The organism is Psychrobacter immobilis (assembly GCF_003148585.1).
Lineage (GTDB): Bacteria > Pseudomonadota > Gammaproteobacteria > Pseudomonadales > Moraxellaceae > Psychrobacter > Psychrobacter immobilis.
The window spans coordinates 67,230-91,407 of the sequence record NZ_QGGM01000004.1 but is presented as its reverse complement, the minus strand read 5'-3'; the positions used below and the strand labels follow the sequence as shown (position 1 = coordinate 91,407).

Annotated in this window: 23 protein-coding genes and 2 tRNA genes; 10 read left to right on the top strand and 15 right to left on the bottom strand. The window is 42.4% G+C overall.

The window, feature by feature from the left end; all coding sequences use genetic code 11:
* Positions 1-84: 84 nt before the first annotated feature.
* The 13 genes from rpsO to tpiA all read right to left on the bottom strand — a co-directional run bounded on the left by rpsO (position 85) and on the right by tpiA (position 11,154).
* Complete coding sequence (gene rpsO, locus C8D84_RS05205; protein WP_045443035.1) at positions 85-351, bottom strand: 30S ribosomal protein S15; 267 nt, start codon at positions 349-351, stop codon at positions 85-87.
* A 367-nt stretch (positions 352-718) separates the two neighbouring features.
* Positions 719-895 carry a hypothetical protein gene (locus tag C8D84_RS13735; protein WP_170108275.1) on the bottom strand — a complete coding sequence of 59 codons (177 nt, stop codon included), beginning with the start codon at positions 893-895 and terminating at the stop codon, positions 719-721.
* Between the two features lie 135 nt (positions 896-1,030).
* Complete coding sequence (locus C8D84_RS13730; RefSeq protein WP_170108274.1) at positions 1,031-1,192, bottom strand: hypothetical protein; 162 nt, start codon at positions 1,190-1,192, stop codon at positions 1,031-1,033.
* A gap of 75 nt (positions 1,193-1,267) precedes the next feature.
* Complete coding sequence (locus C8D84_RS05200; protein ID WP_109590578.1) at positions 1,268-1,792, bottom strand: type 1 glutamine amidotransferase domain-containing protein; 525 nt, start codon at positions 1,790-1,792, stop codon at positions 1,268-1,270.
* 375 nt (positions 1,793-2,167) lie between these two features.
* Positions 2,168-3,247, bottom strand: a complete 1,080-nt coding sequence (truB, locus tag C8D84_RS05195) for a tRNA pseudouridine(55) synthase TruB (protein WP_109590576.1) — start codon at positions 3,245-3,247, stop codon at positions 2,168-2,170.
* Positions 3,248-3,263: 16 nt separating this feature from the next.
* Positions 3,264-3,668, bottom strand: a complete 405-nt coding sequence (locus C8D84_RS05190; protein ID WP_045443024.1) for a ribosome-binding factor A — start codon at positions 3,666-3,668, stop codon at positions 3,264-3,266.
* A 203-nt stretch (positions 3,669-3,871) separates the two neighbouring features.
* Entirely contained in the window at positions 3,872-6,598 is a 2,727-nt protein-coding gene (gene infB, locus C8D84_RS05185; RefSeq protein WP_045443021.1) for a translation initiation factor IF-2, read from the bottom strand.
* A gap of 151 nt (positions 6,599-6,749) precedes the next feature.
* Positions 6,750-8,234, bottom strand: coding sequence for a transcription termination factor NusA (gene nusA / locus C8D84_RS05180; protein WP_055123697.1), 1,485 nt, complete (start codon positions 8,232-8,234; stop codon positions 6,750-6,752).
* Between the two features lie 158 nt (positions 8,235-8,392).
* Entirely contained in the window at positions 8,393-8,893 is a 501-nt protein-coding gene (gene rimP / locus C8D84_RS05175; RefSeq protein ID WP_045454872.1) for a ribosome maturation factor RimP, read from the bottom strand.
* 453 nt (positions 8,894-9,346) lie between these two features.
* Positions 9,347-9,423: transfer RNA gene (locus tag C8D84_RS05170), tRNA-Met, on the bottom strand.
* Positions 9,424-9,548: 125 nt separating this feature from the next.
* Positions 9,549-9,632: transfer RNA gene (locus C8D84_RS05165), tRNA-Leu, on the bottom strand.
* A 186-nt stretch (positions 9,633-9,818) separates the two neighbouring features.
* Entirely contained in the window at positions 9,819-10,127 is a 309-nt protein-coding gene (secG, locus tag C8D84_RS05160) for a preprotein translocase subunit SecG (protein ID WP_025652589.1), read from the bottom strand.
* 214 nt (positions 10,128-10,341) lie between these two features.
* Positions 10,342-11,154: a triose-phosphate isomerase gene (gene tpiA / locus C8D84_RS05155; RefSeq protein WP_109590574.1), complete on the bottom strand. Its 813-nt coding sequence runs from the start codon at positions 11,152-11,154 to the stop codon at positions 10,342-10,344.
* A 626-nt stretch (positions 11,155-11,780) separates the two neighbouring features.
* On the opposite strand from tpiA, the gene pilB reads away from it, so the two are divergent.
* The 4 genes from pilB (at position 11,781) to coaE (ending at position 16,846) form a co-directional block, all read left to right on the top strand.
* Positions 11,781-13,490: a type IV-A pilus assembly ATPase PilB gene (gene pilB / locus C8D84_RS05150; RefSeq protein WP_109590572.1), complete on the top strand. Its 1,710-nt coding sequence runs from the start codon at positions 11,781-11,783 to the stop codon at positions 13,488-13,490.
* A 393-nt stretch (positions 13,491-13,883) separates the two neighbouring features.
* The gene (locus tag C8D84_RS05145; protein WP_109590570.1) at positions 13,884-15,107 is read left to right on the top strand and encodes a type II secretion system F family protein; all 1,224 of its coding nucleotides are present in this window, start codon (positions 13,884-13,886) and stop codon (positions 15,105-15,107) included.
* A 25-nt stretch (positions 15,108-15,132) separates the two neighbouring features.
* On the top strand, positions 15,133-16,035 hold the full coding sequence (locus C8D84_RS05140; RefSeq protein ID WP_109590568.1) for a prepilin peptidase: 903 nt from the start codon (positions 15,133-15,135) through the stop codon (positions 16,033-16,035).
* 124 nt (positions 16,036-16,159) lie between these two features.
* Positions 16,160-16,846 (top strand): dephospho-CoA kinase, encoded by a 687-nt coding sequence (gene coaE, locus C8D84_RS05135; protein ID WP_109590566.1) that lies wholly within the window; start codon positions 16,160-16,162, stop codon positions 16,844-16,846.
* On the opposite strand, the gene rlmB is transcribed toward coaE, so the two are convergent.
* Both rlmB and ppnP read right to left on the bottom strand, forming a co-directional pair.
* Positions 16,809-17,579, bottom strand: coding sequence for a 23S rRNA (guanosine(2251)-2'-O)-methyltransferase RlmB (rlmB, locus tag C8D84_RS05130; RefSeq protein WP_109590564.1), 771 nt, complete (start codon positions 17,577-17,579; stop codon positions 16,809-16,811). The two genes, coaE and rlmB, sit on opposite strands and share 38 nt — an antisense overlap.
* 212 nt (positions 17,580-17,791) lie before the next feature.
* Positions 17,792-18,127 carry a pyrimidine/purine nucleoside phosphorylase gene (ppnP, locus tag C8D84_RS05125; RefSeq protein WP_045443006.1) on the bottom strand — a complete coding sequence of 112 codons (336 nt, stop codon included), beginning with the start codon at positions 18,125-18,127 and terminating at the stop codon, positions 17,792-17,794.
* 733 nt (positions 18,128-18,860) lie between these two features.
* On the opposite strand from ppnP, the gene recN reads away from it, so the two are divergent.
* From recN to C8D84_RS05095, 6 genes are all read left to right on the top strand, one after another.
* A complete protein-coding gene (recN, locus tag C8D84_RS05120) occupies positions 18,861-20,540 on the top strand; it encodes a DNA repair protein RecN (RefSeq protein WP_109590562.1) in 1,680 nt (559 codons plus the stop codon).
* Between the two features lie 147 nt (positions 20,541-20,687).
* Positions 20,688-21,251, top strand: a complete 564-nt coding sequence (locus tag C8D84_RS05115; protein WP_045443003.1) for a YqgE/AlgH family protein — start codon at positions 20,688-20,690, stop codon at positions 21,249-21,251.
* 91 nt (positions 21,252-21,342) lie between these two features.
* The gene (gene ruvX, locus C8D84_RS05110) at positions 21,343-21,870 is read left to right on the top strand and encodes a Holliday junction resolvase RuvX (protein ID WP_055123746.1); all 528 of its coding nucleotides are present in this window, start codon (positions 21,343-21,345) and stop codon (positions 21,868-21,870) included.
* A gap of 92 nt (positions 21,871-21,962) precedes the next feature.
* Positions 21,963-22,442, top strand: coding sequence for a hypothetical protein (locus tag C8D84_RS05105; protein WP_060490167.1), 480 nt, complete (start codon positions 21,963-21,965; stop codon positions 22,440-22,442).
* A 60-nt stretch (positions 22,443-22,502) separates the two neighbouring features.
* Complete coding sequence (tusA, locus tag C8D84_RS05100) at positions 22,503-22,829, top strand: sulfurtransferase TusA (protein ID WP_045454911.1); 327 nt, start codon at positions 22,503-22,505, stop codon at positions 22,827-22,829.
* A 137-nt stretch (positions 22,830-22,966) separates the two neighbouring features.
* Positions 22,967-24,169, top strand: a complete 1,203-nt coding sequence (locus C8D84_RS05095; RefSeq protein WP_109590560.1) for a methyltransferase — start codon at positions 22,967-22,969, stop codon at positions 24,167-24,169.
* Positions 24,170-24,178 lie beyond the last annotated feature (9 nt).

Below are 24,178 nucleotides of genomic sequence, written 5' to 3'. Positions count from 1 at the left end.
CCAAGCGAATCAGAAAAAATTCTAAAATAGCACCATATGATGGCTTCTTTTATCTTAGCATCCACTCGTACTATTGTCGTTAGATTAACGACGTAGACCTAACTGGCTGATAAGCGTGGTGTAACGACCAAGATCTTTACCTTTTAGGTAATCAAGCAATTTACGACGCGTGTTAACCATACGGATAAGACCGCGACGGCTATGATGGTCAGCTTTATGTGCTTTAAAATGGTTCTGCAAATCGTTGATACGAGCACTCAATAGAGCTACTTGAACTTCTGGAGAACCAGTGTCATTTTCGCCACGTTGGTATTGAGCAATGATTTGTTCGCGATCGGTATTAGTTAGCATAAATATCTCCGGCAATGCTAAAAGCTTTAAGACATTCTCGAATTTGAGTAAAATCTAAAGCAGTAGAATAGTAAATAAAATAGCCTGCACGTCATTCAGGACAACCCTGCATTACTAGAGTTGACCTAGTGTACGACAAGCTAATGAGTCATAACGACCATTTAGAATAAGCTGCGATGAGAGACCACTTAATATAACTATCCGTTTTGGACAGCCTATGAAGCACGATGTCTTATCTCAACCTAATGTAAATGTGACGGTGATTATAACAAAAAACTGCTGAACTAGCAGCAGTTTTTCATAATACTTGTAAAGTCAGATTTATTTTTTATAGTTAAATCATCCGTCAATAGGCAATAGAATTTGCTTATTTCTTGACGTCATCTTCCGTCGCGTTACCGCCTAGTTCATCATCTTCAAGCGGTGCAGCTGTGGTAACTTCTGCTAAACTATCAGGAGTAGCATGCTCGCTAGGATTGATGTCTTCTGCAAGCCTTTCAATCTCTTTTTCTTGCTCATCCATGTTATTCAATGAATTACTCATATTAGCTCCTGAATTATTATTTTTTGAAGTAGCTGCTTTATACTTTTTACATTGAGATGCAAATGTCATCAGTGATATTGAGATGATAAGCAAATATATCAGTGTCACCTTATTATGGATGACACTTTACGTACTCTACTTGTCTTCTTTAGCATTTCCTAGGTTTTCCGCAATACGATCTGCTGCGGCTTCACTATCTTCAGTATGATTGTTCTCAGTTTGGTTTTTAAGCGCTGCAGTTGCTGACTCAGAACGTTGTTGCTCAAGCTTGGTATCGTTTGGATTAGAATTTGACATAATGTTTTCCTCAGTTACGGTTGTGAACGTTTAAGAAATATAAATAATTAATTATTCAGTAAATGGGTAGAAAAATTAAGATAATGCCTTATCAATAGCATCAACGAAATTGCTGATATCATCTGGATTACGTGAGGTAATCAAATTACCGTCTACCTGTACTGTTTGATCTACAAATTTTGCACCAGCGTTTTCTAAATCTATCTGCAGCGTATGATAAGCAGTGAGCGTTTTACCTTTGGCAATACCTGTATTGATAAGTGCCCAAGGAGCATGGCAAATGACAGCTAATGGCTTGCCTGCATCATTGATAGCATTGATAATACTATGAGCCTCTTCATTGCCACGAATCGTATCCGCATTGACAGTACCACCTGGTAATACCAACGCATCATAATCAGAAATGTTTGCGTCTTTTGCAAAAATATCAGCAATAAAGGTGTCGCCTTTGTCTACATCTTGCTGCATGGCTTGCACTTCTTTTTCTTTATTTGTGGTTATAAGAAGTGTCTTGTAACCTTTACCTTTGAGTTGATTATTAACCTCTTCGTATTCTGCTTGCTCGAAGTTATTGTGTAGTAAAAAAGCGATGGTTTTCATGATATTCCTTTTTTCGTTATGAGTGATTTTCTTTTAGTTGTTTTATTATTCATACTTTATTTTTATGAGTCGTTATTATTATTGGCTATATAGTCTTCCTCTGACCCATCTTGTTCCTATTAAATATTCTCTTTCGAACCTAGTTTTTATTTTTGATATATGACTTTTTATCTTATTATTTTTTATGTTCTTATTGTTAGAGTCTTAGTTCGATTTATTTTTCTATCCAGACTTCCTATCCGGTAGATCTAAAGTACAAAAAAAACAGGTTCCACCATAGGTGAAACCTGCAATAAAATGTGAGGATATGTGATTAGTGTAAACTATTAGTAAGCTAAATCGTGTTTAAACGAGGGTTATATAAGAACCGTAACATTAACGCTGGATTAATTTTTTAGGCTGCAATCTACCGTTGAGACTTACGGCACCCAATCCAAGAAAATGCCCTTGCTGATTTATCAAACGAATATCAGCTGGAATCTCATGGATCAAGGGTTGTTGGTCATCGTCACTACTAACCATATCACTATCTAGTTGAATATCGTTGTTTTCTGACACAGACGACTGATGGCTAATACTAGTTGAAATATAGTCGCGCAGACTGTCTGTCAGCTGCTCAAATACATTCAAACGTTGACCCATGTGTATACGCTCACACTGCTCAACCGTCAACACCATCTCAGCTTCAATATTAATGCAAGCATCTACCGGCATCAATTGCTCTTGCCTGTTATCGAACACTAATGCTTCTAAGTCTGGCAAAGTAATCGCATCATTGATTTTAAAATCACCAACCTGCGTACGGCGTAATGCAGTCAAATGCCCTAATGTACCCATCGCTTTGGCGATGTCTTCACCGAGTACACGCACATAAGTACCTTTAGTACAGGTCACTGTCAATTGAATTTTCTCATGATCAAGCGCTTTTAAATCAATGGCCTTGATTACAATATCTCTAGGCGCTCGTTCTACCTCGATTCCCGCACGAGCATACTCATAGAGTTTTTTGCCATCTTTTTTTAGTGCAGAATACATCGGTGGTATCTGCTGCTGAGCACCTAAAAACTGCTGGGCGACTTTGTCTAAAAGGACATGATCAAATTTTGGAATGGGTGCTTGTGCAACGATTTGACCATCGGCATCACCCGTATCAGTTTGACCACCAAGTAGAATAGTTGCTTGATAAGATTTATCTGCATCTAGCTGATAATGACTAAATTTCGTCGCTTCACCCATACAAATCGGCAATAGACCGGTTGCCATTGGATCAAGTGTCCCTGTGTGCCCCGCTTTTTTACTGTCATGATTTGGCGACTTAAAAAGATACTTCACCTTTGACACCACTTGCTGTGAAGTCATACCTTTAGGTTTATCAACTAAAATAACACCCGAGACTTTAATCTTGTTAGAGTGATTACTAGACTTTTTATCCGCTTGCGTAGATGCGATAGACATAACGACTTTTACCCTTCTACTCTTCGTTTTCTTGCTCGTCAGACTCATTTTCTTCAGTCTTAATCACTGCTTTACTGATTAAATCCATCATGTAATTACCACGAGCAGTCACTTCGTCATAATGAAAACGCAAGCGTGGTGTGGTACGTGTTTTTAGGCTGTGGCTTAATTCGGTGCGCAAAAAGCCCGCCGCTTTATTAAGTACTTTGATACTCTCTTCATGATTGGTCTTATTCATGGAATCGTTAAGCTCAGGCTCCATGATGGTGACATAGACATCAGCATATCCTAAATCAGGACTAACTTTGACACTAGAAATAGTGACAAAACCAGTTAAACGAGGGTCATTGACTGCATCACGGATGAGAACAGCAAGCTCACGCTGAATTTGGTCGGCTAAGCGTTGTAGACGTTGGTTCATATTTTTACCTTACTTTAATATGGCTTATTTTCGCTGATTGATATATTGGCTTATTAACAAATTTTAGGACTAATAGTTGGTAAAAAAGGCCTAGCAGGATGTACCTGTTAGGCCTAAGTACAGCTAGATATTAAGAAGATACTAATCTGCTCAGCTGATTAAGCATATTGCATGATTAGATATCCTGCTATCGAACTGTAACGTTAGATAGTACGTGCAAACTCTTGGATTTCAAAGACTTCGATCTTATCGCCAGCTTCGACATCATAGCCACGAACAGCCATACCGCATTCCATGCCAGTACGTACTTCATTAACGTCTTCTTTATAGCGACGCAATGATTGCAATTGACCGGTAAAGATAACTTGGTCATCACGCAATACGCGGATCGGTTTGTTGCGATAAATTGTACCTTCAACCACCATACAACCAGCAGCAGCACCGAACTTACTAGAACGGAATACTTCACGAACGTCTGCAACACCAAGGATTTTCTCACGATGTTCTGGCGCAAGCATACCACTCATAGCTGCTTTCACATCATCAATCAAACCATAGATAACGCTGTAATAACGGATATCCATGTTGGCGGCATCCGCTTTGCGACGTGCGGTCGCATCAGCACGAACATTGAAACCTAACAATACCGCTTCGCTAGATTCTGCAAGTGTCACATCAGATTCAGAGATAGGACCGACGCCTGAGCTGATTACTCTGACTTTAACTTCATCAGTTGATAGCTCATTCAATGCAGAAAGCAGTGCTTCAAGCGAACCACGAACATCGGTTTTCAATACGATATTCAAGAATGACACATCGCCTTGTTCCATCTGATCAAACATGCTTTCTAAACGCATGGCATTCTGACGTTCAAGTTGACGCTCACGCTCACGGTTACTTCTAAACTCTGCCACTTCGCGAGCTTTTTTCTCGTCGGTTAAGACTAAGAACTCGCTGCCAGCTGCTGGCGTTTCAGGTAGGCCTAAAATTTCTACAGGGATAGAAGGACCTGCTGATTGAATACGCTTACCATGTTCATCAGTCATCGCACGAACTTTACCATAATGCTCGCCAGCCAAGACCAAGTCACCTTGCTTCAATGTGCCTTTTTTGACTAAGACACTAACAACCGGACCGCGCCCTTTTTCAAGTCTTGATTCAATGACCACACCTTGAGCAGCGCCATCTAACGGTGCTTCTAGCTCCATTAGTTCAGCTTGTAGGCTAATAAGTTCTAACAGCTCATCAATACCATCGCCGGTTTTGGCTGAGATGCGAGCCATTGGGGTATCGCCGCCCCACTCTTCTGAAACGACTTCTTTAGCAGTCAATTCATTAAGGACGCGATCTGGATCAGCGCTTGGCTTATCCATTTTATTGATTGCAACGATAATTGGCGTACCAGCAGCACGAGCATGATCAATAGCTTCTGCTGTTTGCGGCATCATACCATCATCAGCGGCAACAACTAACACAACAATATCAGTCGCCTGTGCACCGCGTGAACGCATAGCACTAAAGGCCGCGTGACCTGGAGTATCAAGGAAGGTAATCACACCACGATCGGTCTTAACGTGATAAGCACCGATATGCTGAGTAATACCACCTGCTTCACCAGTTGCCACTTTTGTTTCACGAATTTTATCAAGTAATGATGTCTTACCGTGATCGACGTGACCCATGATCGTGACTACTGGCGGACGAGTTTGAACGTTACTGCTACGCTCATCAACGGCGTCTTGTAGATCGTCTTCAACCTTAGTATCACTAACTAGTACTGGATTGTGACCCATCTCTTCAACGAGCAAACTTGCTGTCGCTTGATCAATCGTATCTGACTCACGAGCCATCTCACCCATTTTCATAAGCAATTTGGTGACTTCGCGCGCTTTAACTGCCATACGTTGAGCAAGATCTGCGACTGTAATTTGTTCACTAATCTCAACATCGTAAACAATTTTTTCAACAGGTTTTTCGAACTTATGCTGTGATGCTTGCGTTGAACGCAAACCGTTTTTACGGTTTTTGATTTCACGCTCATCTTGATTCTTACGACGACCACGGCCACGAGCACTAGTACTACTGGTGCCACGCTTGATTTCACGACGTTCTTTTTCAAACGATTCTTCTAAGGCATCACCAACCAAACCTTCAGCTAGTGGCTCGTCTTTACGAACTTCAGAAGCAGGCTGATCTGTATATTTTCCAGCCATTTTACGCATTTGTTCAAGCGTACGTTTCTGTGCTTCTTCAGCTTGAGCGCGGCGTGTTTCTGTTTCGATTTCACGTAAACGAGCTTCTTCTTTCTCACGCATTTCGCGCGCTTTACGCTCAACTGCCGTTTCAACTTTCGGTTTCGTCGCTGCAACTTTTTTCTTCGGTTGGTCTTTAGGTTTTACTTCGACAGTGGTTTTGCCACCTTTTTTCACAACCACTGAGGTTGAGATATCGTCGTTTTTATCATCTGACTTTTTGCTAGAGCCTAAGCTTGCACGCATTGCAGCCAAGGTTGCAGCTTGACGTTCTTCAGATTTTTTCTTGGTAGCAGCACGCTCTTCAGCATCTTTAGCAGCACGTTCTTGCGACTCAATCATCGCTTGCTCACGCGCAGCCAACTCTTCAGCCATTTTTTCTGGATCAGGCTTTTCAAATACTTTCTTTTTACGCACTTCCACATTGACGCTCTTAGATTTACCTGAAGAGCCGGTCACGCGCGCAGTACTAGTTGTCTTAGATTTAAGACTAATACGACGCTTTTCTTGCTGACCATGACTTTGCTTTAAATACGTCACCAACTTCTCTTGCTCAAGCTCAGTGACTAGGTCACCTTCTGCACGAGCAGGCAGTCCAGCATCTACCAATTGCTGTTGTACAGCACTTGCGGTTTTGCCTACCATATCTGCCAGTTCTTTGACGGTCTTATCTGCCATTTATTATCACCTACTGTCTATTATTTGCTATATGTTCAATTCAGTTGTTGGCTACAAATGATTGGGGTAAGGCTGGTATTGGTACTGCGTTCATACCAGCACTTTATTATCGATAGCATATCACTAAAAGACAGCGATATGCAGTTACCGCTTATTCATTGAACCAAGATTCCCGAGCTTTCATGATGAGTTTTCCTGCGGTTTCAGAGTCTAAACCTTCGATATCTTCGAGATCGAAGACTGCTTGTTCTGCCAAATCATCAACGGTAATAATGTCTTTTTGTGCCATTTTATAAGCCCAATTGACTGTCATACCTTCAAGCTCTTGTAGCTCTTGACTTGGCTCTTTCATGTTCTGTTGTTTGACCAGCTCATCAGCGATGACGACTTCTTTTGCACGCTCTTGAATCATCTCAATTGCTTCATCGTCTAGACCTTCAATATCATAAAAGGTTTCAACTGGTACGTAAGCCACTTCTTCAATACTGGTAAAACCAATATCGACAAGTGCTTGCGCTAAGTCTTTATCTACTTCTAAACGTTCATAGAATAATTCGATAAAGGCTTTCGATTCGTTTTGTTGACGCTGCTGATATTCTTCTTCTAGCATCATATTAAGCTTATAGCCCGTTAGCTCAGACGCCAAACGTACGTTTTGACCTTGTGAACCGATCGCACGCGCCAACTGATCATTGGTGCTAAAGATAATATCAGCCGTTTGCGTATCTTCATCCAAGATGATGCTACTGACGTCAGCTGGCTCTAAAGCACTGATAATGAACTGTGCTGGATCATCTGACCATACCACCACATCAATGCGTTCGCCATCAAGCTCCTGCTGTACGGCTTGGATACGTGTACCACGCATACCAATACAAGCACCAACTGGATCGATACGATGATCGTTGGTTTTCACAGCTATTTTAGCACGAGTACCCGGCAAGCGCGCGACGTTGCGGATTTCAATAATTTGTTCGGCAATTTCAGGCACTTCTTTTTGCATCAATGCTGAAAGCATTTCAGGATGAGTACGAGACAGTAGCAACTGAGCGCCGCGGTTTTCACGGTTTACATGATACAAAATGGCATTGATACGTGATTTTGCACGTAATTGCTCACGCGGCAGCATCTGATCACGTGACAAATAGCCTTCGGCATTGTCACCTAGATCAATGATATAGCCATCACGAGTCTGCTTCTTGACTTCGCCATACATCATCTCGCCAACACGTGGCTCAAAAGCATCTGCTACTAAATTACGCTCAGCTTCACGAATCTTTTGGATGATGACTTGTTTGGCTTGAGTCGCAGCAATACGACCAAACTCAATCGATTCAATCTGTTCTTCTTTGACATCACCGATTGACCATTCTTCTGGATCAAGATCGCTGATGGCTAGCTGACAAGCCGGCATTTCATGGTCTTCATCTGCAACCACTGTCCAGTAACGATAAGTATCATAATCGCCGGTTGTACGGTCGATAGCAACCCGTACTGCCACTTCTGGCTGTTCGGTGTATACTTTTTTCTTGGTAGATACCACCAAAGCATCTTCTATCGCTTCAAAGATATCTTCAGGATTTAAGCCCTTTTCATTACTGACAGTTTCTACTACCGTTAAGATTTCACGACTCATGCTATACCTGTCCTATCATTTTTAATTGACTTAAATTTTATAATTTATGTATTGCTATTATATTTTCACCGTAAGCTATATAAGCTGTTTGGATATTAAAATGCTGATGGATGATTTGTTACTTCAAGTTTTCAAATCAAACCAAGCTGTACAAAAGCTTAGGCATCTTCATAAATCAAATTGGCTTTATCAATATTACTCAGCGCAATCTCAAACTGCTGACCATCGCTTGATGTCAGATTTAAGACATTTGCATCGATACTATCTAAAGTACCTGTCGCTTTGCGACGTTTTTGATCACCTTCACCAATCGCTTGTATTAAACGCAAGCTGACGGTTTGACCAACATAGGCATGCATCTGCTCATCGGAAAAGAATGCACGGTCGAAACCTGGTGAAGAGACTTCTAAGATAAACTCACCAGCAATCGGATCATGAACCTCAAGAATACCGCTCACTTGATGGTTCACTGCTGCACAGTTTTCAATGGTTACTTGTTTATTTTGAGCCTGCTCTTCTGGCAATGCCTCAATATAGATGCGTAATAAAGAGCGATTGCCTTGCGGTGCAAACTCGATACCCCATAATGCCACATCGCAAGCCGCGACGGCAGGAGCAATAATATTGGTCAGTTCTGTAACTTTGGTTGAAAGCTTCATAATCTATTTATCTTTTCCTATTCACGTATCTATCGTACTTAGTAAACTGCGTAATTGTCGCTCACTCATGGAATTTATTTATTAGTAAGAGACACAGTCATTATATTATCTTAAATCACAAACATATTATTTTATATGATATGCGCTTATATAGGGATGAGCACAAAAAACATCAAGCTCAGCCAGACAATGCTTTTATTATTCACAAAGCAGTACTACCGATAAAGGAGTGAGGAATAAAGGATAGTGTGCTTAAGAAGCAGCGCGCCGATAGCGGCAGGTGACAACCAATAACGAATAACGAATAATATCGCACTCTATAGAACTAGAGCTTAGCATAAGTAGGATAGATACCGCGATACCACTGACCGTCAGATACAAAAAAACCCACAAACATAATGGTGGGCTAATCGTTACTGACAAATTTAGTGTACAAAACATCAGTATAAAAAGTGGTAGCGGGGGCTGGATTTGAACCAACGACCTTCGGGTTATGAGCCCGACGAGCTACCAGACTGCTCCACCCCGCATCAATCTATGGTGCGTATTATAGCGGGGGTTTATATAAGTGTCAATCTTTATTTTAAATAAATTAAACTAAATTTCTTACCTATATTACTAACGCCGTACTTAATACGTTACAACTTTAAAAACTTGGTGCGATTGGGGGGACTTGAACCCCCACAGCTTGCGCCACCACCCCCTCAAGATGGCGTGTCTACCATTCCACCACAATCGCATTTTTCACTGCTCTACTATTACTATCTAATCTATCATAATAGATGCTTAAGGTAGGCATCGATAGAATCAGACTGCTAAAACAGAAAAGTATTGTAAATCTAACGCCTCAAAATAGCAAGAGCTGCCTCAATTAAAAGGCAATGACTAAAGACAGCTATTAAAGGCAAATGTCTTTAAAATACAGTTATTGAGGATTCTGTGTCAATGGACGCGGCGTTTGTGGTGCTGACACAGGTGCATCTAAACGGAACTGATCTTCAGCCTGTTTGCGCGCGTGAACGGCTAGCGTCATACTGGTGATAAAAAATATCACTGTTAATACTGCTGTCGCACGCGTTAAAAAGTTCGCTGTTCCTGCCGCACCAAAGACCGTACCTGACGAGCCAGCGCCAAAAGAAGCTCCAGCGTCTGCCCCTTTACCATGCTGTATCAAAATCAAGCCGATCATGGCAATCGCCACGATAATATGCAGGGCTAATATAAACGTAAACATGGTGGCCTCTTTTGCCGCGTAATGACGACTGATAACGGAAAATAAATCTTACGGTTAATAGGAATAGCAATTGACGGGTAATGCTGCCAAATCGATTATATAAATAAGGCGCATTGTACACGATTGCAAGGGCACTGTTAAACCTACTTTTGCCAACTGATAAAGACATTTTATAATCGAGACCGCCATGAAATGCACGTTTTATCTCTATTAACTAGTCTTTAGCTCGACTAAAGGCATTGGCAATTGCCAAAAAACTCTCTACCTTTAATGATGCGCCGCCAACCAATGCCCCATCAATCATAGGATCTGCGGCAAAGCTATCGGCATTATCCGCATTGACACTACCACCATATAGCACACTCATTACCTTTAGTGATTCTGCAAAGCCTGTGATGGTTTGCTTAATATGCTGATGCGTTTGACTGACTTCGCTCACGGTTGGGACTTTGCCAGTACCAATCGCCCACACTGGCTCATAAGCAATGATCAGTCGATCAGATAGTGATGACATGATATCTGGTTGGGTAGTAATCACTTCTTTTATGACTGATAACTGAGTGTCAATTACGTCAAGGGTTTGCTTATCATCATATTGAGCCTGAGTTTCACCAATACAAAATACCACGCCCAAACCTTGGGTAAGTGCGTGAGTCACTTTCTGAAATAACGTATCGTGAGACTCGCTATGATACTGGCGACGCTCAGAATGACCTAGTATTGTCCAAGTTGCCCCAGCGTCTGCTATTTGCTGTGCTGAGCATTCACCCGTATAAGCGCCAACACTGGCACTATGCGCACTGACGTCTTGCGCTGCACTCAATATCGAACTACCAGCTAAACGCGCACTGACAGCTGCCAGATGAATACAGCTTGGTGCCACCATCAACTGACAGCGACTATTTGACCGTTCTATGGCGGCTTGCTCTTTAGCATCAATTGTAGTCAACAAATTATTCAACAATAAATCGACGTCGTGACTCGTTGCTGGATTCTGTTTCCAATTACCAATTACCCAAGCTTGCATACTCATCTACCTTGTTTCATCTATTCTTGCCAATTTGGCTAATATGCGCGCCAGTATAACAAATAATTCCCAAGTGCTATAGTATGCTGCCGCCAGCAGAAAAACAGACAGTCAATGCAAATATTTACTAGGGCGTGTCCTCACTCTAAAAAATAATGATAAAAATGAGATAAATTACTGTCAAACAAGGAAAGTAGCGCAAATATTATCGAGATATTGATAAGCTATTTGACGATGTTTGGCAAAATTTAGCTTATTTAGAAAATAGTCTATTGAATTGAAGACACGCCCTAGACATTGTCTCAAGCTATGATTTTTTGGGTCAAGCACTCAATCGTCCATATAAAATCTTTAAACTAAAGTAATGTTTTATAGTATTGTGTCTATATATAACAGACTATTATCAAGAATCTAACAACTAAGCTACTGATGAACTACACTATTAAAACGGTTTCTCTGCTAAATCTCATAAGAGCATCTCTGCATTGACTGTTATTCATGATGGCCTAAAGGCTAACAATGACTTATAGCAGGTATTTGTTAAAAATTATAATAGTAAGTGGCTCTCAGAAGTATATGGATTTCAGACAAATATATAGCATATTGGATATTAAGGAGAAGTCGTAATGTCTATCACCACGAGCAAGTATGGTGGTTTAGCGCACCAGCTAATCAGCGAAGGTATCGTCAGCGAAGCGAATATGAAAATCGCGCAGACCGAATCGCAACAGCAACAAGTAGGACTAGTGCCCTACCTAGTCGACAATAAATTAGCAGATGCTTATCATCTTGCGCAGATGTTGTCACAAGCGTTTGGCGATCCTCTTTTCGATCTTGATGCTTTACATGTTGATGTCATTCCAAAAGACTTAGTAGATGAAAAAATCATTCGTAAATTTAATGCGTTGCCATTATTCAAACGAGGACAGCGTTTATTCGTCGCATTAAGTGATCCAACTCGTGTGGATGCAATTGACGCTATTGCTTTTAATTCACGGCTGTCTATTGAAACTATTGTCGTCGAAGAAGACAAGTTAAAAAAGCGTATTGAGAGTCTTTACGCTGATGCCATGCAAAATTTTGATAGCTTCTCTGATAGCGATTTAAATGTTGGCTTTGATGAAGGTGAAGAAGAGGAAGGCGAGACCAAGCTTAGTGATGGTGTCGAGGAAGCACCCGTTGTAAAATTTGTTAATAAAATGCTGGTTGATGCCATTCGTATGGGTGCCTCTGACTTGCACTTTGAACCCTATGAAAAAACCTATCGCGTTCGCTTTCGTGTCGATGGTGTGATGCAAAAAATGGCCAATCCACCCGTACAACTGGCTGGGAAAATTGCAGCCCGTTTAAAAGTCATGTCGCAGATGGATATTTCAGAGCGCCGTGTGCCACAAGATGGACGTATCAAGCTCAAGATATCTAAAGATAAAGCCATCGACTTTCGAGTAAGCTGTCTGCCTACCCTATTTGGCGAAAAACTTGTACTTCGTATTTTGGATCCTTCTTCAGCGATGTTGGGTATTGAAGCGCTCGGCTATGAACCTGATCAGAAAGATATGTTTTTAGAGGCACTGCATAAACCACAAGGTATGTTGCTTATCACGGGACCAACTGGTTCTGGTAAGACCGTGTCGCTTTATACTGGTATTAATATTTTAAATACTGGCGCGACCAACATATCCACTGCTGAAGATCCAGTGGAGATTAACTTGGAGGGGATCAATCAAGTCAACGTCAATCCAAAAGTGGGTCTAACTTTCGCAAATGCCCTCAAATCTTTTTTACGACAAGATCCTGATATTGTCATGGTCGGTGAGATTCGTGACCTTGAGACTGCTGAAATTGCAATTAAAGCAGCGCAAACAGGGCACATGGTGCTCTCAACCCTACATACCAACTCAGCACCTGAAACACTGACGCGGCTGCGGAACATGGGTGTGGCCTCCTTTAATATCGCGACTTCAGTAAACTTGGTTATCGCCCAGCGCTTAGCACGACGTTTGTGTAAAAACTGCAAAAAACCTATTAACATCCCTAAGCAAAGTCTGCTTGAGCTCGGCTTTACAGACGCTGATTTGGACAATCCAGACAATATCATTCACGAGCCAGTAGGTTGTAATGAATGCCGTGAAGGTTATAAAGGACGAGTCGGTATCTACGAAGTTATGAAAGTCAGCCCTGATATCTCACGCATCATTATGGAAGACGGTAACGCGATAGATATAAAAGACGCTGCACTTAAAAATGGCTTCCGAGACCTGCGTCGCTCTGGGATTTTAAAAGTCTTACAAGGCGTAACCAGTATTCAAGAAATGATGCGCGTCACTTCTGAATAAGAATACTGGCTATGCGTATGTTGCATACGCACAAAAATACAGACACTGCTGATCACTAAAGAGGAACGTTTGAAGTGACTAAACCAACTACTTTTTAATCTTGAATTGTCGAAAAAATAGCTTTTAGTAATGCACTGATAAAAGGGTATTTGGACATTCAAAACTGTCCTTATATGAGTAATGCCATTATTTATATGAGGACTTATATGATGGGTGGTAATCGTACGGACTTTTATAAATCAGCAATAATCTCTACCAGATATACTTAAATATAAAACAGAGTTATACTGGTTTTTTACGTTAAAATAAAGTATGCCTCTTTTATGTAATGAGTCAGGCATCGTTGCACATCTTTGCAAGATCTATATTAGACAATATTTTGAGGGTAGTAACATGGCAAAAGCGAAGACCGACGTGCTGTTAGACTTTGTCTATGATGGGGTGAATCGACGCGGACAAAAAGTGAAGGGAGAGACCACCAGCCGTAGTTTAGAGTTAGCAAAAGCAACTTTACGCAAACAAGGTATCAGCGTTAAAGGTATCAAGAAAAAACCAAAGCCACTTTACACTTTCAAAAAATCCATCAAACCTATCGATATTGCCATTTTTGCCCGTCAATTAGCGACTATGATGAAAGCGGGTGTGCCATTGACTCAATCCTTTGAGATTGTTGCTGACTCACTTGACAATCCAAGTATGAAAGACTTGGTATTACAAATAAAATATGACATTGAAGCGGGTGGGACTTTTGCTTCAGCATTGCGTAAGCATCCCCGTTATTTTGACGACCTGTTTTGTTCACTTGTCGATTCTGGTGAGCAGTCTGGTGCACTGGAAACCATGCTTGAACGTGTTGCTACCTATAAAGAAAAAAGTGAATTACTTAAAGCCAAAATTAAAAAAGCAATGAAGTACCCTATCGCGGTTGTCGTTGTCGCTATTATTGTGACTATGATTTTGCTAATAAAGGTCGTGCCGGTATTTTCAGAATTATTTGGCTCATTTGGTGCAGATTTACCTGCATTTACCCAAATGGTTGTTAATATGTCTGAGTGGATGCAGGTATGGTGGTTCATTCTAGTTGTTATTATTGGTGGTGCCATTATTGGTTTTTCGGAGGCCAAAAAACGGTCTAAAAAATTCCGTGATTTTTTAGACCGTGCAGTATTAAAAGCACCAATATTTGGAAATATCGCTTATCAAGCGGTTATTGCCCGTTTTTCCCGCACACTATCGACTACCTTTGCTGCGGGCGTGCCGCTTATTGACGCTCTTGAATCTACTGCTGGTGCGGCAAATAATGTCGTATTTTATAACGCTATTCAGCAAATCAAAAATGATGTTTCTACTGGTCAACAGCTACAGTTTTCGATACGCTCAACCAACCTTTTCCCAAGTTTAGCCATTCAAATGGTCGGTATCGGTGAAGAATCCGGTAGTTTGGAAGAGATGTTAGATAAAGTTGCTGTCTATTATGAAAATGAAGTAGACAACGCCGTTGATGGATTGACCAGCTTAATGGAACCTTTAATCATGGCGGTGCTCGGTGTATTAGTTGGCGGCTTGGTGATTGCCATGTATTTACCAATATTCCAAATGGGCTCAGTAGTAGGCTAAAAGCTATTTAAAGGACAGCTTGTTCATGCAATTTATAGAGTTATTACAAGACAATATGCCTATCGCTTTAGGCATATTCGGCCTACTAGGTCTTTGCGTTGGCAGTTTTTTAAATGTGGTGATTCACCGTATTCCGCTGATGATGGTTTATAGCTGGCGACAAGAGTGCAGCCAGTTTATGTCAGAACAAGCAGATATGCCTCGCGGACACACTCTGCCCCTAACAAATATCGTAGCGGCTGACCAGCCGATTACTTTGAGTCGACCAGCCTCACGCTGCCCTCATTGCGCCCACAAAATAAAGTGGTACGAAAACATACCGTTAATTAGCTGGTTAATACTACGTGGCCGTTGCTCAGAATGTAAAGCAGCGATTGGACTGCGTTATCCACTGGTTGAGCTAGCAACAGCCCTACTATCAATGTTAGTGATTTATCAGTTTGACGTAACTGCAGCTGGCTTGTCAGCCCTGATTTTGGTATGGACGCTGGTTGCATTAACCGGTATTGATTTTGATACCCAATTACTGCCTGATCGCTTGACCTTTCCATTAGCGGGTTTAGGATTAGCAGTGAATTCACAAGGCTGGTTTGTCTCACCTACCCAGTCAATTTGGGGCTTATTGCTAGGGTTTTTGTCATTGTGGATAGTGGTTAAGATATTTTATCTAATCACTAAAAAGCATGGTATGGGGCAGGGAGATTTCAAATTATTGGCAGTATTAGGTGCTTGGCTTGGGCCCATGATGTTGCCATTGATTATTTTATTGTCTTCTCTATTAGGCTCAATTGTTGGGATTATTTTGATGAAGAAGCAGGGTGAAAGCAAGCCGTTTGCCTTTGGTCCTTATATCGCTATCGCTGGTATTGTTGCTTTATTATATGGCTCAGATATCGTCAACTGGTATCTCGGCATGTATACTTACTAAATTGTCCTAGAAAGTATTTCGGTCACTCCTTTTTAAACAGACACCAAATCTTAAAATAGGCACCAAAATACTTTCTTAGCTTATAACCATCACTGTCATTATATCGAGCAGATAAGTCATTATTATGTCAAAACAATCATTTTCACCTTATTCTCATAAGCCCCAGACCCCGCAAAAGAAAAGCAAAACTTTAGTAGTTGGCTTAACGGGTGGTATCGGTAGTGGTAAGTCCGCTGCGAGTGCTTGGTTCGCTGAGCAAGGCATTGATATTATCGATGCGGATGTGATTGCCCATGAAGTCGTCGCTAAAGGTAGCAACACTCTGCACAAAATCCAGAAAAAATTTGGTGATTGGGTGTTGAATAGTGATGGATCAATGGATCGAGTGGCAGTAAGAACGCACGTCTTTTCACATCCTGAGGCATTGATTGAGTTAGAAGCAATCACTCACCCAGCGATACGCGAAGCAGCAAAAGCACAGTTGGCAACCAGTACTTCGCCTTACGTGATATTGTCAGCGCCTTTACTTATTGAAGCAGCAGAAGCAGGGCTTGCCAATTTATGCCAACGTATCTTAGTAATGGATGCCACCGAAGATACGCAGATTGCGCGTGCCAGTCAGCGCGACGAACAAAGCATACAAAAAATCAAAGCCATCATGGTGAATCAGCTGAGCCGCGAAGAGCGTAATCGTCATGCAGATGATGTGGTGCTCAACGAAAGTGATCTTGCGGCTCTGTATGTGCAATTAGCGCCATTACACCAAGAATATCTTAAGCTTGCCCAGCAGCTAAAGTACGCTGTCGATTGACTTCATATAGCGCCATACCAGTGGCAACACTCACATTTAGACTTTGAAGGTTGCCATGCTCATTTCCTGACATCGGAATATACACCAGCTCATCACAGCTCTCCATAGTCAGGCGACGCATCCCCTCACCTTCTGAACCCATGATAATGGCTGTTTTGCCAGTCAGATCAGCAGCATGAATGGGTTTGGCATCCGCATTAAGCGCTGTACCAAACACAAATACCCCAGCATTTTTGATTTGCGTGAGCGTACGTGCCAGATTGGTAACACTAATAATCGGCATCATCTCTGCTGCACCGACTGATACTTTAGCCACTGTTGGTGTCAGACTTGCCGCATGATGTTTCGGACAAACCACGGCATCCACACCCATCGCCACTGCGGTACGCAAGCAAGCACCAAAGTTATGTGCATCCGTAATTTGATCTAAGACCAATAATAAGCATTGGTCACGCCCAGCAAGGGTAGCAAGCAAGCCTTCATCAGCAAATCCTAAAGGACGCGCATTCAGCACCACACCTTGGTGCTGCGGGCTGCCACACAATTGCGCGAGTTTGTCTTTTTGCGTGGGTTGGATACTGATACCATTGTCACGTGCTTGCGCCATAATCGCTTGTACATGGCTATCAGTCTCACGACCTTGCTGCACAAACAAGCTTAGCCCATCTAAAGGACGATATTCGAGTAAGGCATCAATCGCATGAATGCCATAAAAATAGGTAGGTTTTGCCATAATAGGCCTATTGATTATAAAGTGGGTATCGCGCTATATGATAAAAACTAGGCGATAAAAAGAGATGACAGTAATTGTATCAATAAATGGATATCTGCATATAAATAATATCAGCAGAAAAAGAAAAACCTTACCAATCCGATAAGGTTTTTCTTTTTTTGAGTAAAAGGCTTTTTGCTGTCATCAATCACTTAATAACAGCTTTAGCAAACTTACCCTTCTAAGTGGCAGATATATTGAACAATTTCTTCTGTCCGCAGATTAAAACCACTATTGCCTTCAACCACGAATGATTGACCAGCGCGGTAATAGCTGAATTCTTCATCACCATTAATTTTGACCTCACACTCACCGCCCGTGATTTCGATACGCTCGGAGGTATTGGTGCTAAAATGGTAATGCTCAACCAAATTATCACAAGGCAAGATAACGCCCAATGTTTTATGTCGACCATCTTCGAACATAATAGTGTGGCTTGAACAACGACCATCATAAGATACCGTCGCTTGAGCATTGACTGTTACATTAGTAAATTGCGCCGCTGTCATAGTGGCTTCCTTATCAAATAATCATTACGAAACTAAAAAATAAGTAATTGGTTAGAGTACCGCCAGAGTTGCGTCGTTAACCGACACCTCTGTACTACGTACTGTATCCTTCTATACTAGATATCTGTGCGCTAAAGCTAGCCACAGGTTCTATGAAAATACTTTAGAATAATGACCGAGTGGCATACTCTTCCAACTATACGCCTATCATTTTACAAAATTATGACTCGTTATCGTGTATTACACCGTACTAATCTAATCAGAAGAGTTTATCATTATGTGAGATTATGCTACCACATTATATCTATAAAGTTTGTTAAAGCGACTAGGAAAATGCTGTTTGATGCGAATCTTAAACTTACTTACTCATCTTTTTTTGAGTCAGCACCTTATCACTATAATGGGGCTTTTTTTATACATTTGATCCGCAACCATTCTTAGTCTAACGCCATCATTTTGACAGGCTTAGTCATCTTAATGATTGATATTGTGAATATTATGATGACGACTCATTGCCAGTTTTTGATAGCTTTATGGTAATCTTCCAAGAATAAATTCTATTATACAGTGCCTGAAAGTTTGTATTTAAGCGCGTTTAACATCATACTATTTGCCTATAACATTTATCTCATTAACACGGTTAAATGAATAATTTCACTCCCTTATCTACCCTATTTTATATATGGCTTCTTGAGATGTATATGAAGTCTATTGTCTGTCATGAGAGGCGTTGATGCTAGTATCATTAACTTTACATCAGTTTGCGTTGATCGCTCAGCATGAGCTGAGTGTGGCTGAAGGCTTCAATGTCATCACGGGTGAGACCGGTGCTGGCAAATCGCTATTACTCGATGCACTGTCTTTATGTGTTGGTGAGCGCGCAGACAGTGCAATGGTCAGACACGGGGCGGCGCAAGCCGATATTTATGCGCAGTTTGATGTGGAGCATAACAATGTCATCGCTGAGTGGTTCGCTAAAAATGATCGACCATTAGAAGAACCTGAAGTCCTAATTCGTCGTCAGCTCAGCAATACCGGACGCTCAAAAGCTTGGTTAAATGGCACGCCTGTCAGCTTGGCGGAGCTCAAAAGCTTAGGTGCATTGCTGGTCAATATCCATAGTCAGCACGCTCAGCAAGCGCTCCTCAAGCCGCAGTTTGTGGTGCAATGGCTCGACGAGATGGCACAAATCACGCCATTAGCTATACAAACTGCCAGTAGCTATCAAGCTTACCAGCAGCTCAAACGCCGTGCTGACGATATTGCGAGCCGTGAGGCTCAGCGCCAAGACCGTATTCAACTATTGCAAAGCCAACTTGCTGATATTGCGCCATTATTGGCGGTTGATTATGCAGAAGTTGAAGCAGAGCACGAAGAGCTGTCTAATATAGAAGCACTGATGCAAGAGGCCAGCCATGGCTTACATCTGCTCGACAATGACACGGATGAGCCAGATGTTATGACCTTGCTTGGACAAGCGATTAAGCTTTGTGATAACCAAATGAGTGTCAGTCAAACCTTTGAGCAAGCCTCCGAGCAACTACATTTAGCACAACAACAAATTACTGAGGTAACAGGCTTACTGTCAGATTATGCTGAGCAACAGTTGCCTGATCCTGAGCGTTTGCAGACATTAGACAGTCTTATCAGCTTAGGACATCGTTTATCACGAAAGCACAGCTTGCCAGCCAGTGATTTAATTGAGGAAGCAAAAGGCTGGGAGATACAATTAGAACAATTAGAGAACGAGCCCAGTAGCGATGCGATGGCTGCTCAAATTGAACAGGCTTGGCAAGAATATCTAACATTAGCCACTCAGTTAAACAAAGAACGCACTAAAGCTGCACCAATTGTCAGTAAACAACTGATTAAGCAATTACAACCGCTTGCGCTACCCAATGCCCGCTGCGAGTTTGTCTTTACCAAGAAGATCGAGCCGAGCCACTATAATGCACAAGGTTGCTATGATATTGATTTATTATTTAGCGCCAATGTCGGTATGCCGATGCAGCCGCTACATAAGATTGCCTCAGGCGGTGAGCTGTCACGAATGGCACTGGTGATGCAAGTACTGCAAGCGACCAATGCCGATAATAATGCCGCCAAGCCGATGCTAGTATTTGATGAAGTCGATGTCGGTATCAGTGGCGGCACGGCGCAAGTGGTCGGTGAGCTACTACGCGCGCTTGGGCAGACGCAGCAACTGCTTGCCATTACTCACCAAGCACAAGTCGCAGCGCAAGCGCATCAGCATATTTTGGTACAAAAGCATCATGACGAGCAGACCGAAAGCGCGCTATTAATACTGACTGATAGCGCGCAAGTCGACGAGCTGGCACGCATGTCTGGCGGTGTGATCATCACTGACGTCACTCGCGACCATGCGCGTAGTTTATTAACCGATGTGAAATAAAGGCTTGGTCATTCATCAACCAGTTGTGCAGCGCTGTGTCTCATCACTGCTAAATATTTGCTTTGGTTGATTTTTACCTCAGTATCGCCATATAGTGGTGTGTCATTTCTGTTATTTTACCTTCAATATTAGGGTGCGTTTGTCTCTATGTCTAAAGCCAATTTGACCCATCATTTCTTAATCGCGGCACCAGAACTGTCAGACCCACGGTTTGAGCAGGCGCTGATTTATATCTGTCGTCATGATAAACACGGCGCACTTGGTCTGATGGTCAATCGTCCATTAGAGCAGGCACGCGTGGGCAAACTGCTAGAAGATTTAGACATTGAAGTGACGGATGCGCAAGTGATGGAAGATGTAGCATTAGAGGGTGGCCCGATGTATCCAGAGGTTGGCTTTGTGCTGCATACGGGTCAACCAGAATGGGCATCGTCTTTTGCAATCTCAGAAAACGTCTGTATTACCACCAGTCAAGATATCCTTAAGCGTATCGCCGCAGGTCAAGGCGTTGGTCACTATCAGCTGTGCTTGGGTCATGCCAGCTGGGGTAAAAAACAGCTCGATCAAGAGCTAAATAATGGCGATTGGCTGGTCTGTCCTGCTGATCTAAATTTATTGTTTGATACACCATTCGAAGAACGCTGGCAAATTGCCGCGGATAAGATTGGGGTGAACTTTGATTACCTTAGTAGTGATATTGGTCATGCTTAATAATTGGTTATGATTGTTAAATTATCCATTTAAATTAAAGCCGTTAAGCTAAATGAATCACGCCCAATAGAAATAGGAAGTATGCATAATGATGGTAGAGTCTGATACGAGCATTAAAATCGAAACTGCTGACACTACTGTGGCGGAACCCGCTATTAAGCCTCATCTTATTTTGGCGCTCGATTACGGGGTAAAAAAGATGGGCATGGCGCTGGGTAATACCATTACCGAGACTGCGCGTGCCTTTGATATTTTAGCGATGAATAATGGTCAGCCTGATTGGGACAATCTGCTCGGTATTATCAAAGTCTGGGGCGTGGCAAAAGTGGTGGTTGGGTTGCCACTTAATATGGATGGCAGCAGCTCAATGCTGTCTAAGCGTGCGCATAAATTCGCTCGTCGTCTAGCGCATCGAGTCATGGAACAGCATCTACCAGTGGTTGTGAGCCTTTGTGATGAGCGTCTAACCTCAGTGGCAGCGCGTGAGATCGCGTGGGATAATGGTTGGATTAAGCATGAACGCGACCCAATTGACGACATCTCTGCCTGCATTCTGATGTCGACTTATTTCGCTGATCCCAGTAGCAGTATCGCCATCGACGCTATCAAAGCCGATTAAATCAGCGATAAACCTGCTGTTAAAGCACTCTTAATTAAAACACTGCCAATTCTGACATATCGTCACTCTACACGGATAAATACCTGATTATTATGACCACTGTCTCAGACCACTCCCTGCAAAACAAATCGCAACATGGTTTTGCGCCGCTTGCCATCGCCCGTATCAAAGGCGCACAGCGAGCGAATCAAATAGCGATTTATCTCATTTATGCCGCTATTCTCGCCTTTATGGTCTTTGGCACCATTGCCAGTATCAAAGCCTTTCATGACAATCAACTGCTTTATCAACTTTTCTATAACTTACCTTATGCCTTGGTTGCGCTTACGATTCCTATTACTATTTATGATGCGCTGGTGATTTATCGTTATCGATTAAACCAAGCGTCGATGATTGCCATGAGCATTGGCGTATCGACCATCATATTGATTGGTGGCTTATTATTCGCTGATACCGCCTGGTTAGGCTTATCTTGTTGGCTAGGTGTGGCGTTTTTATTTAAAGTGAGCTTTAAGCGCTTTTTTAATTTTCTAGAAGCAGAAAAAGACACTGAAACCGCTGAAGAAGCGTAAAGCATACTTATAAATGACGCAAAAAACTTTTACCTTATACTATCGATTTAAATGACTATTATGAGCACTTCTACCATACAAACGACGATCAATCATCATTTAGACACTCAAGGGCTGATTTGCCCTGAGCCAGTCATGATGCTGCATCGAACCATCCGTAACGCTGATGCTGGCGAGGTGATTGAAATACTCGCCACCGACCCAGCCACCACTCGTGACATTCCTAATTTTTGTCGTCATTTGGGACATGAGCTTGTGCAGCAAGAAACGCTTGCTGAAAATGTAAACCTAAACGTCGATCCCGATGAAATAATGGTCGCTGGCGATGAGGATGCACCAATCAGCGCCACTCTTTATCGTTATCTGGTTAAGAAAAAAAGCGCTTAAATGCACTCAAGTTACCGCAGCAAAGCATTGGTCACAGAAAGGCATTGATCACAGCACAACATTGACAGCGCAATAAACAATATAAAGGTATCTTTGCATTTTAAGCGAAGTATCTTTCACAAAAGGTAGACTATTACGTGTTACAAACAGAAAAGCAGTATGTACAATGGCAAGAAAACGAAACGCTACATAATGCTCTTTGGTTGTCTGAAAGCAATCATATGCCATCTGCGCGCATTGTATTGGTCGATGATACAACGACCGCTGATGACGCTTATCGCTTGGCGTGCGAAGGCAGCTCACTATTGTGGCGCGGTGATTTTCATAATGCACGCCAGTTGCTACAAGCGCTTGGTCGTCGCATAGATCGTACCAATGAACGCTCCGAGCTGCGTAAAGCAAAAAAAGCGGCTAAATTTACAACAGAATCTGGTTCAAGCAACTCTAAAGAAATTCCCAACCTCTTTCATCAGCAGCGCCAACTACAAGCGCAGCGTTCGCGCATATTGAGCCGTTTGCTATTAGAGCTTGATGCCAGTTATGTCAGCCAACTACGCCGTGCGCCCGATGTCAGTGCAGCCTGCATAGCCGCTTTTGGCCCGTTAGATAAGGCGATGGATGAGTCTTGCGTGCTGTCGTTTCGTGACTTGCAAGGCGCACTTGGCGCAGCAGGATGGCGCGAAAAAGGCGTCCCAATAGACAGCTTAGGGCTATCCATTTTCCCGCATTATGGCGTCTTTGCACCAACCCGTCATGAGTATGTGCAGCTATTGCTCGATGCACCGCTACCAGCGACCTATGATGTCGCCTATGACATCGGTACCGGCACAGGATTGCTGGCTATTATCTTAGCGCAGCGCGGTGTTCCGCAAGTGATAGCAACGGATTTGAATCCACGTGCTTTGGCTTGTGCCAACGAGAACTTTACACGCTTAGAGTTACCTGCCGTACAACTGCAGCAAGCCGATTTGTATCCGACTGATGCACCACTCGCCAATCTGATTGTCTGTAATCCGCCTTGGTTACCTGCTAAGCCAAGCTCGTCTCTTGAGTACGCCGTCTATGATGCCAAAAGTGCGATGCTGCGTGGGGTTTTGCAAGGTGCCAAACAGCACTTAGCTGAGCAAGGAGAGCTTTGGTTAATAATGTCAGACTTAGCTGAGCACCTGCAACTGCGCACCCGTGATGAGTTATTAGGCTTGTTTGCTGATGCTGGATTGGCGGTAAAATATCGTCTGGATACCCAACCTAAACATGGTCGCAGCCAAGATGGTACAGACCCTCTACATGTCGCTCGCAGTGCTGAAGTCACTTCATTATGGTGTCTAACGCTTATCTAACATTCACCC

Bases quoted from the DNA above. Each gene is read 5' to 3' on its own strand.
- rpsO (WP_045443035.1), bottom strand. From the start codon at position 351: ATGCTAACTAATACCGATCGCGAACAAATCATTGCTCAATACCAACGT.
- C8D84_RS05140 (WP_109590568.1), top strand. From the start codon at position 15,133: ATGCAATTTATAGAGTTATTACAAGACAATATGCCTATCGCTTTAGGC.
- nusA (WP_055123697.1), bottom strand. From the start codon at position 8,234: ATGAGTCGTGAAATCTTAACGGTAGTAGAAACTGTCAGTAATGAAAAG.
- truB (WP_109590576.1), bottom strand. From the start codon at position 3,247: ATGTCTATCGCATCTACGCAAGCGGATAAAAAGTCTAGTAATCACTCT.
- pilB (WP_109590572.1), top strand. From the start codon at position 11,781: ATGTCTATCACCACGAGCAAGTATGGTGGTTTAGCGCACCAGCTAATC.
- C8D84_RS05105 (WP_060490167.1), top strand. From the start codon at position 21,963: ATGACCACTGTCTCAGACCACTCCCTGCAAAACAAATCGCAACATGGT.
- ppnP (WP_045443006.1), bottom strand. From the start codon at position 18,127: ATGACAGCGGCGCAATTTACTAATGTAACAGTCAATGCTCAAGCGACG.
- C8D84_RS05145 (WP_109590570.1), top strand. From the start codon at position 13,884: ATGGCAAAAGCGAAGACCGACGTGCTGTTAGACTTTGTCTATGATGGG.
- infB (WP_045443021.1), bottom strand. From the start codon at position 6,598: ATGGCAGATAAGACCGTCAAAGAACTGGCAGATATGGTAGGCAAAACC.
- C8D84_RS05200 (WP_109590578.1), bottom strand. From the start codon at position 1,792: ATGAAAACCATCGCTTTTTTACTACACAATAACTTCGAGCAAGCAGAA.
- coaE (WP_109590566.1), top strand. From the start codon at position 16,160: ATGTCAAAACAATCATTTTCACCTTATTCTCATAAGCCCCAGACCCCG.
- rlmB (WP_109590564.1), bottom strand. From the start codon at position 17,579: ATGGCAAAACCTACCTATTTTTATGGCATTCATGCGATTGATGCCTTA.
- tpiA (WP_109590574.1), bottom strand. From the start codon at position 11,154: ATGCAAGCTTGGGTAATTGGTAATTGGAAACAGAATCCAGCAACGAGT.
- C8D84_RS05190 (WP_045443024.1), bottom strand. From the start codon at position 3,668: ATGAACCAACGTCTACAACGCTTAGCCGACCAAATTCAGCGTGAGCTT.
- C8D84_RS05115 (WP_045443003.1), top strand. From the start codon at position 20,688: ATGTCTAAAGCCAATTTGACCCATCATTTCTTAATCGCGGCACCAGAA.
- secG (WP_025652589.1), bottom strand. From the start codon at position 10,127: ATGTTTACGTTTATATTAGCCCTGCATATTATCGTGGCGATTGCCATG.
- C8D84_RS13730 (WP_170108274.1), bottom strand. From the start codon at position 1,192: ATGTCAAATTCTAATCCAAACGATACCAAGCTTGAGCAACAACGTTCT.
- ruvX (WP_055123746.1), top strand. From the start codon at position 21,343: ATGGTAGAGTCTGATACGAGCATTAAAATCGAAACTGCTGACACTACT.
- rimP (WP_045454872.1), bottom strand. From the start codon at position 8,893: ATGAAGCTTTCAACCAAAGTTACAGAACTGACCAATATTATTGCTCCT.
- tusA (WP_045454911.1), top strand. From the start codon at position 22,503: ATGAGCACTTCTACCATACAAACGACGATCAATCATCATTTAGACACT.
- recN (WP_109590562.1), top strand. From the start codon at position 18,861: ATGCTAGTATCATTAACTTTACATCAGTTTGCGTTGATCGCTCAGCAT.
- C8D84_RS13735 (WP_170108275.1), bottom strand. From the start codon at position 895: ATGAGTAATTCATTGAATAACATGGATGAGCAAGAAAAAGAGATTGAA.